At 55.4% G+C, this 13971-nt stretch carries 12 protein-coding genes; 6 read left to right on the forward strand and 6 right to left on the reverse strand.

Annotated features, from left to right (window positions below):
- Nucleotide 1: 1 nt before the first annotated feature.
- From PSTEL_RS21535 to PSTEL_RS21550, 4 genes are all read right to left on the reverse strand, one after another.
- Nucleotides 2–2128, reverse strand: coding sequence for a peptidoglycan D,D-transpeptidase FtsI family protein (locus PSTEL_RS21535; protein WP_038698534.1), 2127 nt, complete (start codon nucleotides 2126–2128; stop codon nucleotides 2–4).
- 54 nt (nucleotides 2129–2182) lie between these two features.
- Nucleotides 2183–4276 carry a peptidoglycan D,D-transpeptidase FtsI family protein gene (locus PSTEL_RS21540; RefSeq protein WP_038701452.1) on the reverse strand — a complete coding sequence of 698 codons (2094 nt, stop codon included), beginning with the start codon at nucleotides 4274–4276 and terminating at the stop codon, nucleotides 2183–2185.
- Nucleotides 4277–4611: 335 nt separating this feature from the next.
- Nucleotides 4612–5754 carry a transglutaminase domain-containing protein gene (locus tag PSTEL_RS21545; RefSeq protein ID WP_038698536.1) on the reverse strand — a complete coding sequence of 381 codons (1143 nt, stop codon included), beginning with the start codon at nucleotides 5752–5754 and terminating at the stop codon, nucleotides 4612–4614.
- A gap of 25 nt (nucleotides 5755–5779) precedes the next feature.
- Nucleotides 5780–6220: a hypothetical protein gene (locus PSTEL_RS21550; protein ID WP_038698538.1), complete on the reverse strand. Its 441-nt coding sequence runs from the start codon at nucleotides 6218–6220 to the stop codon at nucleotides 5780–5782.
- A 281-nt stretch (nucleotides 6221–6501) separates the two neighbouring features.
- Between PSTEL_RS21550 and PSTEL_RS21555 the strand changes: the two genes are divergently transcribed.
- The 3 genes from PSTEL_RS21555 to PSTEL_RS21560 all read left to right on the forward strand — a co-directional run bounded on the left by PSTEL_RS21555 (nucleotide 6502) and on the right by PSTEL_RS21560 (nucleotide 8622).
- Entirely contained in the window at nucleotides 6502–7776 is a 1275-nt protein-coding gene (locus PSTEL_RS21555; RefSeq protein ID WP_038698540.1) for an MFS transporter, read from the forward strand.
- A gap of 138 nt (nucleotides 7777–7914) precedes the next feature.
- On the forward strand, nucleotides 7915–8046 hold the full coding sequence (locus PSTEL_RS28630; protein ID WP_235775207.1) for a sporulation protein YjcZ: 132 nt from the start codon (nucleotides 7915–7917) through the stop codon (nucleotides 8044–8046).
- A gap of 228 nt (nucleotides 8047–8274) precedes the next feature.
- Nucleotides 8275–8622: a DNA primase gene (locus PSTEL_RS21560; protein ID WP_038698542.1), complete on the forward strand. Its 348-nt coding sequence runs from the start codon at nucleotides 8275–8277 to the stop codon at nucleotides 8620–8622.
- A 90-nt stretch (nucleotides 8623–8712) separates the two neighbouring features.
- Here the strand turns inward: PSTEL_RS21560 and cyoE are convergent, their stop codons facing one another.
- The gene (gene cyoE, locus PSTEL_RS21565) at nucleotides 8713–9651 is read right to left on the reverse strand and encodes a heme o synthase (RefSeq protein WP_038698544.1); all 939 of its coding nucleotides are present in this window, start codon (nucleotides 9649–9651) and stop codon (nucleotides 8713–8715) included.
- Nucleotides 9652–9913: 262 nt separating this feature from the next.
- On the opposite strand from cyoE, the gene PSTEL_RS21570 reads away from it, so the two are divergent.
- Both PSTEL_RS21570 and PSTEL_RS21575 read left to right on the forward strand, forming a co-directional pair.
- Complete coding sequence (locus PSTEL_RS21570; RefSeq protein WP_038698546.1) at nucleotides 9914–10918, forward strand: metal-dependent hydrolase; 1005 nt, start codon at nucleotides 9914–9916, stop codon at nucleotides 10916–10918.
- A 118-nt stretch (nucleotides 10919–11036) separates the two neighbouring features.
- Complete coding sequence (locus PSTEL_RS21575) at nucleotides 11037–11219, forward strand: hypothetical protein (protein WP_038698548.1); 183 nt, start codon at nucleotides 11037–11039, stop codon at nucleotides 11217–11219.
- A 231-nt stretch (nucleotides 11220–11450) separates the two neighbouring features.
- On the opposite strand, the gene trpS is transcribed toward PSTEL_RS21575, so the two are convergent.
- Entirely contained in the window at nucleotides 11451–12449 is a 999-nt protein-coding gene (trpS, locus tag PSTEL_RS21580) for a tryptophan--tRNA ligase (RefSeq protein ID WP_038698550.1), read from the reverse strand.
- A gap of 466 nt (nucleotides 12450–12915) precedes the next feature.
- Between trpS and PSTEL_RS21585 the strand changes: the two genes are divergently transcribed.
- Nucleotides 12916–13917 (forward strand): aldose 1-epimerase, encoded by a 1002-nt coding sequence (locus tag PSTEL_RS21585; protein ID WP_038698552.1) that lies wholly within the window; start codon nucleotides 12916–12918, stop codon nucleotides 13915–13917.
- Nucleotides 13918–13971 lie beyond the last annotated feature (54 nt).

Consider the following 13971-nt stretch of genomic DNA (forward strand, 5'->3'; position numbering starts at 1 on the left):
GTTACTGATTTGCAGTGGACTTGCCAGCCTGATCGGCTGTGTTGCCACCGGCTGCGGTGTTCTGATTCTGCTGGAGAGTCTTCTTCGGCGCACCGCCCAGTCCATATTCCCAATCATACGCGTCAAAAATCTTCCGCGCCACCGGGGCGGCGCTGTTCGAACCAAATCCCCCTTCGGGGATAACAACGGCCACCGCCAGCTTCGGATTGTTGCGCGGAGCATAGGCGATGAATACGCCGTTGTCCACGGTATGCTTGCCGTCCTTGTCGTAATAGTCCTGCTGCGAGGTCCCCGTCTTGCGCGCGAAATCGTAAGGAAAGTCGGAGAAGGCATCGACTTTACTGTTCATACCGCGTTTAACCTCTTCCCAGTAAGAGCTGTCCATCTTGACTGTATTCAGTACTTCGCGGCTGAACGTCTTCACTGTCTTACCTGTCGGATCGGTGATTTTGCTGACCAAATGAGGCTTGATGCGTTCGCCCTTGTTGGCCAGTGTCGAAGCGTACTGTGCCAGTTGAATCGCCGTATAGGCGCCCTGCTGGCCGAAAGAGGCATACACCAGGGCCGACTGCGGACTGCTGGTCTTAGCCTCATCTCTGTAGTTAATCTTCCCTCGGTGCTCTCCCGGCAGATCAACACCGGTGAACACGCCGAGTCCGAATTCCTTCATATATTTATCCCATATATTCACACCTTCGGAACCGTACTTCTTGTACAGCTTGTTCCCGACCATATCGACCATAAAGACATTTGAGGAATGCTCGATGGCCTGGTAAGGATACATGCCGCCGTAGACATGGCCCGACGAGTTGCGGACTGAGGTCTCATGACCAGCTTTACCGAAATAGGCGATTCCTTTGTCCTGGTAATAATATCCGGTTGTGAACAACCCTTCGTTAAGTCCGATCAGCACACTGAGCGGCTTGACCGTCGAACCCATCCATACGGCTGAGCTGAAGCCGTGGCCGGATTGTCCGGATATGAGCGGGTTGATCGCACCATTTTGATTGTTCAATTGAATATCGTCCCAGATATTCATGATCGTGCCGTTAAGCCAGGCGTTCGTATCATAGTCCGGCATACTGGCCATCGCCACAATATTCCCGGTGTCCACTTCCATCGCCACCGCATAGCCTGTCTGGGCGTAAGGATGTGTCTTGCCCTGAACGGGATGATTGTGCAGCCATTTCAACTGATCTGTAATCGCCTGCTCCGTCTTGAGCTGAACGTTCTTGTTGATCGTCATCCAGATGTCATTGCCTTTGACAGGCGGCACGACCTTCTCCACCTGCTCCGCCATGTTCTGCGGATTGACCGATACAACCTGATAGCCGTTCTGGCCGCGCAGCTCGCGTTGGTACTGACGCTCCAGGCCGTCAAACCCGACATACTCGTCGTCCCTGTAAATCAGCCCCGGCTCCGGATTTTTCTTCGTCATCGCGTACGAAATGTTCTTGTAAATGTCCAAACTGCCCGAATTCTTGAAGAGCTTCATATAGCCGACGGTCTGGACGGCTACGGTACCCTTATCATAGTGGCGCTCGTTCTCTTCCACCACTTCAAGACCCGGATACTCGCTTCGATGCTCCATGAAAAAGGCAACTTCCTTCGTTGACAGCCCCGCCTTGATCCGCCGCGGCGTGTAGCCGCTATACTTCTTGAAGTTCAGATCGAAAGAATCTTTAACCTGCTGAACAGTCAGCTTCTCTTCGCCGGGATTCCCTAATTCATTGAACTTTTTGACCAGTTTAGCTGCCAGCGAATCGACCTTCGCCTTAGCCTCCGGCGTGAAGTCGGTCTTGCCAGTCGTCTTGTCCGTTACAGTTGCCGTGTATTCCTTCGTCAACGTAATGTACAGCGACTGGACAGGCGTGGAGTATGCGATCTTCTCGCCTCCGGCCGCCAGGATGGAGCCGCGTGTCGCGGCAAGCGGCACCTGCTTGCTGTCCCGGCTCGTCTCCACCTCGGTCAGCGTCGGCCCCTCCACAAATTGCAATACGGCCAGACGGATAATAATGATGCAGAAAATGACAAAAGTGCTGAAGAAGAACATATTGATGCGAAGGGGCATGGTGTTCTTACCGACGTTCTCCTCCGAATTCGCGCCTTGCTTGCCCAACAGGCTCACTTGGCTCCCCCCTTCGAAGTTAACCCAAACCGCCCTGCTTCCTAATCGTACCCTTTACTGCGCGGGTGTGGCCGATGCGTTCGGATTCTGCTGCAGACTCTTCTTCGGCACACCGTCCAGTCCATACTCCCAATCATAAGCGTCAAAAATCTTGCGCGCCACCGGTGCGGCACTGTTCGAACCAAATCCGCCTTCAGGGATAATAACAGCCACCGCCAGCTTCGGGTTGTTGCGCGGCGCATAAGCAATGAACACACCGTTATCCAGATTGGTGGCACTCTTCGTATCCTTATTGTAATACGTCTGCTGCGAAGTACCTGTCTTCCGCGCAAAATCATACGGGAAATCAGAGAAGGCGTCAACGTCACTGTTCATACCCTTCTTGACTTCATTCCAGTATGAATCATCCATCTTGACGGTGTTCAGCACCTCACGGCCGAACGTCTTCACGACATTTCCTTCCGAGTCCGTGATTTTGCTGACCAGATTCGGCTTAATGCGTTCGCCTTTATTAGCCAGCATGGTCACATACTGCGCCAGTTGAAGGGTCGTATACGCCCCCTGCTGGCCGAAAGAGGCATAGACCAGCGAGGCCTGCGCACTGCCTGTCGCCTTGATGTTCGTGTAGTTGATCTGCCCTTTGAACTCGTTGGGCAGATCCACTCCGGTCGAGACACCGAGCCCGAATTCCTTCATATACTTGTCCCAGACGTCGATGCCTTTGGACTGGTATTTGTTGTACAGTCTTTTGCCGACCATATCGACCATGAAGACGTTGGAGGAATGCTGGATCGCCAGCGCCGGGTCCATGCCCCCGTATACATGGCCTGATGCATTTCGGACCGAGGTCTCGTGTCCGGCTTTGCCGAAGTAGGTAATCCCTTTGTCCTGATACCAGTCATTTGTAGTGAACAGCCCTTCATTCAGCCCGAGCAGCACACTGAGCGGTTTGATTGTGGACCCCATCAGCACGGTCGAACTGAAATCATGTCCGGAACGGCCTGATGAATACGGCGTAATCGTACCATTTTGATAGTTGGTCGAAATTTTGTCCCAAATATCCATAATGCTGCCGTCAATCCATTTGTTCGTATCATAGTCCGGCATACTGGCCATCGCCACGATATTCCCCGTATCCACTTCCATTGCCACCGCATAGCCGGTCTGGGCGTAAGGATGCGTCTTGCCTTGAACGGGATGGGTGTGCAGCCATTTCAGCTGATCCGTGATCGCCTGCTCCGTCTTGAGCTGAATGTTCTTGTTGACCGTCATCCAGATATCGTCGCCCTTAACCGGCGCGACCACCTTCTCCACCTTCTCCGCCATGTTCTGCGGATCGACCGAGACGACCTGATAGCCGTTCTGGCCGCGCAGCTCGCGCTGGTACTGGCGCTCCAGACCATCAAAGCCGACGTATTCGTCATCCTTGTACATGAGGCCAGGCTCCGGATTCGTCTGCTTCATCGCGTTCAAAATATTCTTGTAGATGTCCAAGCTGTTGGAGTTCTTGAAGAGCTTCATATAGCCGACCGTCTGGGCAGCTACCGTATCCTTGTCATAATGCCGCTCATTCTCTTCCACCACTTCCAGACCCGGATACTCGCTCCGGTGCTCCATGAAGTAGGCGACTTCCTTTGTCGACAGGCCCACCTTGATACGTCTTGGCGTATATCCATTGTACTTCCGGAAGCCCAGATCAAAGGCATCCTTAACCTGCTCAACTGTCAGCTTCTCTTCGCCGGGGTCTCCTAATTCATTGAATTTTTCGACCAGACTGGCAGCCAGTTGATCTACCCTCGCCTTCGCTTCCGGCGTGAAATCCGTCTTGCCCGTCGTCTTGTCCGTGACCTTCGCCGTGTATTCCTTCGTCAGCGTAATGTACAGCGACTGGACAGGCGTGGAGTACGCAATCTTCTCGCCTCCAGCCGCAAGGATGGAGCCGCGCATCGCGGCAAGCGGCACCTCTTTGGTGTCCCGGCTCGTCTCCACCTCAGTCAGCGTTGGCCCCTCTACGAACTGCAGCACAGCCAGACGGATAATGATGACGCAGAAAATGATAAAGGTGCTGAAGAAGAACACGTTAATCCGCAGGGTCAATGTATTTTTGCCGCCGCTCTCCTCTGAATCCGCGCCCTTCTTGCGAAACATGCTCACTTCTCTCTCTCCTTTAATTCAAATGTACGAATAAGTCCGGCATTGTTCTGTTGACCCAGGCATCTGTCTATATATTGCACCATCAATTGTTAATATTCGAACTCAAGCAAAATGCCGGACCCAAAAAAGACTTATACATTGTACCACATGGCAAGTAAGCCCCACTAATGCCTCGAACACATGCAGCATGAAATCCGCAGAGATCAGGAGGCGTTCTCCCGACACAAGGGATGCTCCTCACATATTCTCAACCTTGAACGCGCACAGTACTTTGAAGTACATGGTTCGCTCTCAAATGATTAATCCTTAGGTTTCAATCGGCCAAAATGCTAGAGTACGCTTTCCTTGACATGAGTCGAGGCAAAATCAGGCGGATTGAACCAGTCTCCGCTCTTCGCCCAGGTGGAGTCCAGTGGAATCCAGGTCCCGCTCTCAGGCAAATAGACCTCGTTCCAGGCATGAGGCCCGTAGCCTCCCTGCCCATCGTATCCTCTGCCGGTCACGACTCTCACCTGAAGCCCTTGCGACCGGGCCATGACAGCGTACAGCCGCGCATAATCGATACAGACGCCGAGGCGGGTATCAAATGTCTCCTGCGGCGTCTGCTCCTTCCATATCCGGTTCCGTTCATAATTCTCCGCTTTGGCGTAATCGTACGAAATCCGGGTTCCGACCCAATCGTATAACAACCGCGCCTTCTCCTTGGCGTTCTTGCCGCTGCCGGCGACATTCGCCGCGGCCTCGCTGATATCACCCGATATATCGCGGTCGATGATCTCGTACTTGCGCCGGAGAATATCGTTCATCTCGGCGGTGACAGCCTCGGTGAGCACCGGCAGCTTGTCCTGAACCGCCGAACCGGCTACCGGCTCGATCAGCTTCTCCACGCCCTGCCGATATACAGGCGAAGCCTCGATATAGCGTGAAAACCCGCTTCCGGGACTCAATCCCGTCCCCACATACAGTGCAATAATCAGCAGCAGGCAGCGGACCGCTCCGATGAACAGTCCGACGCCCGCTCCCCCCAGCCTGCTCCCTGCCGATACCTTCCGTCTGTCAGACCTCCGTCCAAAGATAGAAGGCAGCGGCAGGAACAGAATAAGCAGACCCGCCAGAAGACGAATCACGCTGTACCCGACCAGCAGCAGAAGCAGAAAGCGCAGCAAGGGCAGTCCCGCCAGCGCGGAGACGGCCGTATAGTACATCTGCTGCCACTGCTTCAGCTCCCCCGCCGGAGCGGATACGCCCTCGGCCCATGCCTGAACACGCGGCGACGCGTAAGCCGCCCCAGCGGCGGCGAGAATAAGCGACACCAGCGTAAGCAAGCTTGAGCCGAGCAGTCCGAACAGCCGTCCGGCGGACAGGGAGAAGCCTCTTGCCCAACCTTGCAACATTGAAATCAGCAGAACGAGCAGCAATGCCAACGTGATGATATTGGCATCCCGCAGGCTCTGGAGCCATTCATTCCACATAATTCCCTCCTGCGCGATCTATCGCCTATCGTCCGGCTTTGCGAGCTTCTTCAATGAAGCTCTTGAGCGTGCCGCTCACGCTCCACTGTCCCAGGCTGACGCCCCGGAACGTAACGCTGGCCTTGTCCTCGCCGGCCTTCCCCTTCACTTCCAGGTTCGGCGTCTTGATGGTATAGCCCCCATTGCCGTCGGAGGTATACACAGCCTCCTGCGCTTCCTTGAGCATGACATCCTTGGCTTCGGTCTGCAGCGTTCCGACGGCTTCATTCTTCACTTTATCAACAGCATTGCCGAGTTGATCTATCGTAACTCCGCTGTAGACGAACAACCCGGCGATAATGATAATGGCAATCGCCCATTTCAGCACCGTTTTGACCAAATTGATGACAGCGAACAGCAGAACAAGCGCGATGACAATGACAAGCCAATTTTCTCTAAAAAACTGTGACCACACTTCCGTATCCATCAATCCAGCAACACGCTCCCGTACCTGTTTGCCCGGAGACTTCCGCAAAAAAAACGGGAATCCCGAGGTTATCATTATTATACATGATGAACACACATAATTCATGAATCCTGCGGATGACAACATTGTAAGGTTTAACGGCAGTTCTACGCCCCGCTCCCTTCACGTAAAGTACAAGTATCGGTTGTCCGCCGGAGAAGCGACCGTAATGTCAAAATCCGGCGGCCCGCCGTCGATGTCCCGCCCTCCGGAAGGGAGGGCTTTACGGAGGTGAACGGCCAGTGAAGACCGCGCTTTGGCTGTATTTGTTCCTGTTTCTCGCCTATTTTGATCTGCACGCGCAATATCCCATTCTGACGCCCTTTGCGGTGTCGCTCGGCGCGGGTCCGGCCTTCATCGGCTGGATGATGGGCATGTATTCCCTGACCCACCTTCCCGGCAACCTGCTGGCCGGCGTCCTGATCGACCGCAAGGGAAGCCGCCGGTTCATCGTCGGCAGCCTTGTGGCGGCTGGAGCCGTCCTTCTTCTGCAGGCCTATGCGCAGGTGCCCTGGCATCTGCTGCTCTTCAGAGCGGCCAGCGGATTCGCGATCGCGTTTCTGTCCCCGGCCTGCCTGTCCCTGCTCGCCTCCCTGTCGCGCGACCCGGTGAAGCAGGGCAAATACATGTCCGGCCAAGGCATCGTGCACACCCTGGCCTCCGTCCTGTCGCCGGCTGCGGGCGCGTTCATCGTGGCGAAGGCAGGCTTCTCCGGCACTTTTCTGTCACTCGGCTGGCTGTTAGTCGCCACTGGAGTGATGGCCTATTTCAGCCTGCCTCGGGTCCCGAAGCCGAAGCCTGCCGGCGCTTTGAGCACAGGGGAGGCAAGCGCGCTTGCGGGCCAGCATGGCTCTGCTGACGAAGATGTCCCGCATGCGAAGACAGGGCTTGGCGGCGCCGCGAGCGCCTATCCGGCAATTGCCGACGATGCCGAAGCACCTGGCGTCCGGCAGCCGTTCTCATTGCGGTACTTTCTGCTCCCCTTCTTCGTCGCCTGTGCCCAGGGCGTGCTCTTCTTCGAGCTGCCGCTCTCCCAGGCAACCAAGGGGAACGGCGGCATCCTGTCGACCGGCATCCTGCTGTCGCTGCTTAGCCTGGGAGCGCTCGTTACCTTGAGCATGCTGTTTCTGAACCTTCTGCCGCCGATTCCGCGAATCGGCGCAGCGCTGCTCGGCATGGCGCTCTGCTTCTTCGCGCTCGCCGCTATGCCCGCCGTTCCGCCGGCGGCGGTGCTCTTCCTGCTGGGCACGGCCAAAGGCGTGCTCTTCCCGGCGATGGCCTCGCTGTTCATCGGCATCAGCGGGCCCGGGCGGCTCGGCCGCACCTTCTCGCTGCAGTCCATCGCCACCTCGCTCGGCGCCTTTGCCGGTCCCGTCGCCGCCGGGCAGCTCCGCTACGCGGTGTCGCCGTACTTCATCGGCTTCCTGCTGCTGATGACGGCTCTGCTGCTGCTGCCCCGTCCGAATGCCGGACGGCTCTCCTCGGCCAGTCCCGATCTGAACGGCCGGACAGCGTAGCCGCAAGCCTCCGGGCGTCGGCGAAAAACCATGCCCGTCCCCGCCCGCAAGTTTAGGCAAGGGCACAAACCCGCTAGGTGGATTGACATATACTACACTGTAATCCTTCAATCCACCTAGAAAGGGAGTTGAACTGTAATGACGAATCCCTGCTGTCCTCAGGTAGCTCCGGTAGCTGCCGCTCCGGTATGCGGACTGGGCACTTCTACCGCCACCATCCTCGTTCTGTATATCCTGCTGGTCATCATTCTCAGAACGTTCTGGGTGTAATTCCACAGCCTAACCCAAACCGAAGCATCCGGCTCGTGCAGGCGACCGGATGTTTTTTTACGCCAAGCGCCTGACGCGCCTTCCTGGCATTCGTCTCATTTTTGCTAGTCTGTTTGGCAGAAAGATATCCGGCATTTCCCGGGGAATGATTACATAAACCTTCGCAATTCTGTTAAAAAAGACAGGCGTCAGGTAATATTAAAACAAGAAAACGGAGGTGAGGCTTCCATGTCAATCGCCATTATTGTCGAAGGCAAGAACGACCGCAGCCGCCTGAGACGCCTGTTGAGGCCCGAAGTCGATATCTTCTGTACCTTTGGGACCCTGAATACGGAGAAGCTGGAGACGCTGCGCAAGCAGGTCGGCGGCCGGGAGATCTATCTCTATATGGACAACGACAGCTCAGGCAAAAAAATTCGCGGCGTGCTTCGCGACGCCTTCCCTGATGCAGAGCATATTTATACCCGCCGGGGATATGCCGGGGTGGAAGGCACACCGGACGAATATAATATCAGCCAGCTTGAAAAAGCGGGGCTTGAGGAATATATCATTTATCCGGAGCCGCTCCCTTTTTAACCGATACAGAGAGCAGAGAGTGCTTAAACGCCGAAAAGCCCGCTATTCGCGGGCTAATCTGTGTCACGGCGCAAGCCGTTATATTCCTTTTTATACGTGAATCGTGTTAAGCACAAGAGCGATCAGGCTGAGCGTCAAATAATTGATTGAGAAGAAGAAATTCTGCTTCGCCCAGGCGTCATCGTCTTTGGCCCACAGCCCTTTCAGCGTCAGGAACAGCCAGGCGGCGGACAGACCCGCCGATACGATCAGAAAATAAATGCCGGCATAGTGGTACGTGTAGAACAGAATCGACACGGGAACCAGCAGTGCGACGTAGGGAATCATCTGCAGCTTGGTGCGGCGCGTCCCCTTCACAACCGGAAGAAGCGGAAAGCCCGCGTTCCGGTACTCTTCCTTGCGGCGGATGCCGAGCGCCCAGAAATGAGGCGGCTGCCACAGAAACAGCATGGCGAACAGCAGCCAGGCGCCGAGATCAACAGTGCCCGTAACAGCGACATAGCCGATAACCGGCGGCATCGCTCCGGAAATCGCGCCGACCGAGGTGCTCCAGGTGGATGTGCGCTTCAGCCAAAGCGTGTAGACGACCACATAGACGAACATGCCCACGATGCCGAACACTCCTGCCAGCACTCCCGAGAACAGGAACAGAATAGCCAGCCCGCTAATGCCGAGGGCGACACCGTACGCAAGCACTGTATTCGGTTTTAGCCGGCCCGTCGGCAGACCGCGTTTCTTCGTCCGTTCCATTTTCATATCGAGATCGCGGTCGAAATAGTTATTGAACACGCAGGCCGACGCCATGACCAGCATGGTGCCAAGCAGCATCAATACGAGCCTGCCGTACTGGACGCTCCAGCCCGATGCCACCCAGTAGCCAGCAAACGCCGCAATCAAATTGGAACGAATGATTCCCGGCTTCGTTACAGTAACGAAATCACGCCAGGTGGCACGCCCTGATTCAGGCGGGAGCTTGGCGGATACTGTCGCGGTATCGGAAGTGGCTTGGTATCTCCATTGATTATCCATATAATTTCAGGTTCCTCCTTCATGCCCATTCTTTAAGACGGAACGCAGTTGCGAGCTGGTTCTTCGACTTAGATAGTGCAAATTTATTAACCCGCTGTTAACTTTATCATATCAAACGAAAAAATATTTGGACAGTGAACGACCAACTTGTTCATCAATTTGACAATTGCGTGACATTAAATGTTTCTTTAAGGTGTAAATATTATGCTAAGGAAATGGGTAGTTATTAATAGAGTACTTCTGTGCAAAGGAGATCAGCGCTATGGATACCGCAACACACTTTGTAATGGGGTTTGGACTTGCCGGCCTCTCGTTCGTCGATCCCGTCGTCGCCTCACAGCCGATGCTGGCAGGCGCCGTCATGCTGGCCACCGTCATCGGCTCACAGGCGCCCGACGCCGATACCGCCCTTCGGCTCAAGGGGAACGCGCTCTATATCCGAAATCATCGCGGAGTTACCCACTCCCTTCCTTTTCTGCTGCTGTGGCCCGCTCTGATTACCCTTGTACTTAGCCCCCTGTTTGGCCTGCATGATTCGGGGTCGGTCGGCCATTTGGCGCTGTGGAGCTTCATTGCAGTGTTCGTTCATGTCTTTAGCGATCTGTTCAATACTTATGGAACCCAAGCGGCGCGGCCGCTGACCGAGCGCTGGATCGCCTGGAATATTATCCACATCTTCGATCCCTTCATTTTCGGAACTCACCTCGCCGCCATCGCGCTCTGGATTACGGGGATCTTCCCTCCCGCGCCTCTCTTCGTTTCCCTGTACAGCATGATCGCCCTGTATTACATCTGGCGCACCGTCGCCCATGCCCGCGTTACCCGAAGCCTCAAAGCCAAGGACATCCGGCATGATCCCGGCGAACAATATATGGCGATACCAACCATAACACCCCGCCGCTGGAACGTCGTCAAGAAGAAGCTCGACGGCACTTATTGCATCGGCCAGTTGACGGGCGGGCGCCTCGAATGGTTTAAAAATGCGGCCAGCTCGACACATCCCGCTGTGGAGCACTCCAAGAACCATCCGGATATACAGGCGTTTTTGTATTTCACGTCATACGCCGTCGCCGAAGTCGAGGAGCTGCCTTCAGGATATATTGTACGCTGGGGAGACGTCCGTTATTTGCACCGGAAGCAGTTCCCGTTCGTCGCCGTCATTGTGATGGACCACAAATACCGCGCCCTGCAGACCTACGTCGGCTGGCTTAGCAGCGAGAAGCTGGACGAACGCTTTGCAATCGAGCCGGGATCCATTAAAGTATAAATAAGCTGTGATTTCACAAAAAAAGCCACGCAGCCGTCAAGCTGCGTGGCTTCATTTATTCGGACGAGGGCCGTATGCGTTGGCGTATCGGCCTTCGTCCGGGACAAGGAGCGGATGTATGAGCAAGGGACTTGCATTATGGTTTGCTCTTTCTTCTATATTATTGCTGGCGGCGGCATCCATCGCCCTCACCTACCAGGTCTGGATCGCCCTGCTCCTTGGGCTGCTCTGCATTCTTAATATCGGCCTTGGCTTCATCGTCAAGGCGCGCACCCGGCAGAAGCAGCCTCCATTGGAATGACCCGGGAAACCGCCTGCCCGTAGTGAGCGGGTGGTAAATGCCGGCTGTCCTCACTAGGCAAATTCAGGACAGCCTCGCAGGGCAAATGCTGATATCCATCGCCAGTAAGAAGCCGGACCGGCCTCTGAGGCTAATGTCGGATTGGCCCCTGACAGGCCAATGCCAGACTACCCTCGCCCTGCATCATCCGGGTTTCCGGCAAGTCACCCGCCGTATGCCGGCGGTCGGCACTTAGCGGGTAGGGAGAAATCCCATCCGCTCTTTGACGCCGGCCAGGGTAACAGCCGCAACCTCCCGGGCGCGCTCCGCGCCCGAAGCGAGGATGTCGGTAATCGCGCCGGAGCTGCGGATCTCCTGATAACGCTTCTGCAGCGGCTCCAGAACGCCAACCACCACCTCAGCCAGATCCTTCTTGAAGCCCCCGTACATTTGACCCTCGTAGCGGTTCGCGATTTCCTCCAGCGACAGACCGGATAATTCGGAGTAAATGGTCATCAAATTGCTGACTTCCGGCTTGTTCGCAGGATCGTATACGACCTCACGGCCCGAGTCGGTCGTCGCCCGGCTTATCTTCTTGCGGATGACATCCGGCGGGTCCAGGAGAGCGATATAGCTGCCGGCATTCGGGTTGCTCTTGCTCATCTTCTTGCTGGCGTCGTCAAGCGACATAATCCGCGCCCCCACTTTGGGGATGTATGGCTCGGGGATCGTGAAGAATTCGCCGAAGCGGCTGTTGAAGCGGCCCGCCAGATCACGGGTCAATTCCAGATGCTGCTTCTGGTCCTCCCCGACAGGCACGAGATCCGAGTTGTATACGAGAATATCGGCCGCCATCAAGGCTGGATAGACGAACAGGCCTGCGCCGACAGTATCCTTCCCGCTCGATTTGTCCTTGAACTGCGTCATCCGCTCAAGCTCGCCCATGGAGGTGAGCGTAGTCATCAACCAGCCCAGCTCGGCATGCTGGGGCACATGCGACTGCAGGTACACATTGGAGAGGGCGGGATCGATGCCTGCCGCGATGAACAGCGCGGCGACCGCCTCGGACTGCTCGCGCAGACTGGCCGGTTCCTGAGGAACGGTGACAGCGTGCAGATCGACAACCATGAAGAAGAATTCATGGTCATGCTGAAGCTCATTTTGAAGCTTGACGTAATTTTTGATCGCGCCGATATAGTTGCCGAGTGTCAGCTTACCGCTGGGCTGAATGCCGGACATTACCTTTTTCATAACAAGACCCTCCGTTTTCTAAATGTCACACAGATTACCCGGGAACGCAAAAAAGGCCCACTCCGCAAGGGACGTGAGACCGTGGTGCCACCCTTATTCGAAGGCGCAGTCTTCCCGCTTCCTTCCGGAACCGGATTTTCATACAGCTGCAGCCATCCTTAAAGACTTTCTGTAACGGGAAAGGCCCGGCCGGTCTACTGGGGAGAATTCTCCCGTTCGAGCTCGGCGCTCAGGGGTCCATTCGGTCGGAAGCCATCGTCCGGTTCGCATCATCCACCGGCTTTCTGCAGCCCCGCATCTTCCGCTTACTTGTCCCCGTCATCGCATTGACAACATCTTGAACTGAGTTCATCATAGAGCCGGAAGGTAAGTTTGTCAAATCGTTAACCTCTTCTTTCGTAAATCTGTTATGATAAGGATATGTGTTTACGGTTGCAATTAAGTGTACGACAAAGGAGCATGGATCATGAAACAGGTGACCAAAGGGCAATGGTGCGGTTATGACACCTATATTTTGCACAGCCGCGATTTGGAAGTCACGCTGCTGCCCAAGCTGGGGAACAACATTATCTCCCTGCGGGATCTGAGGGAAGAACGGGATATTCTGCGCAGTCCGGAAGAGGGAGATCTGGAATTCTACATGCAGAAGCCTTATCATTTCGGCATTCCGCTCCTCATTCCGCCGGGACGTATCGCCAAAGGACGTTTTGAGTTCCAGGGAGCGAATTACCAGTTCGACCAGAATACTGCCAATGACAATCACATTCACGGTCTTCACCGTACTCAGTCGTGGATTGTCAGCGATATTCAGGAGGATGAAGACGGGTGCGCCGTAACGACCGAGTTCTGCAGCCAGAATGATCCTCATTGGATGGAGCAGCTTCCGGTAGAACTCAAGTTCGAGATGACGTTTCAACTGCAGGATTCCTCGCTTCGCCAGACGCTAAAGGTGACCCATCTCGGCCATGAACGGAGCATCCCCTTTGGAATCGGTTATCATACCTGGTTCATGATTGACGGAGAGCCGCAGCGTTGGAGCATCAAAGTTCCGGTAGAAGGGGTATATGAGCAGAACGACCAGCTGCTCCCAAGCGGCAAGGTTCTGCCTCTGGGCCCGCTAGAAGCTCTGAACGAGGGCATGAATCTGGAAGGAACCAACTTCGACACCCCTCTCCGTATCGGAGGGAAGCGGCCGGTAGAGGCGTTAGTGCTGAGAGATGACGGATATGGATTAAAATACGGAGCGGACGAAGATTACTTCCGTCATTGGGTGCTCTACACGAAAGGCACTGCCGATCAGTTCCTGTGCGTGGAGCCTTACACCTGGCTTCCGGACGCCCCAAACGTACCGGGAGGACCGGAATTTACAGGTCTCATCACCCTGAATCCAGGCGAGACGCTGGTGCTTGCGACCTGGATCGAGATGATCTATCCCGATTCCAAAGCTCCCGATACCCAAGAAGCCTGATAGAACAATAATTCAACTTGACGAGCGGTCCGGAATTCCGGCCGCTTGTTTGCG

This window comes from Paenibacillus stellifer, from assembly GCF_000758685.1.
Classification (GTDB): domain Bacteria; phylum Bacillota; class Bacilli; order Paenibacillales; family Paenibacillaceae; genus Paenibacillus_AQ; species Paenibacillus_AQ stellifer.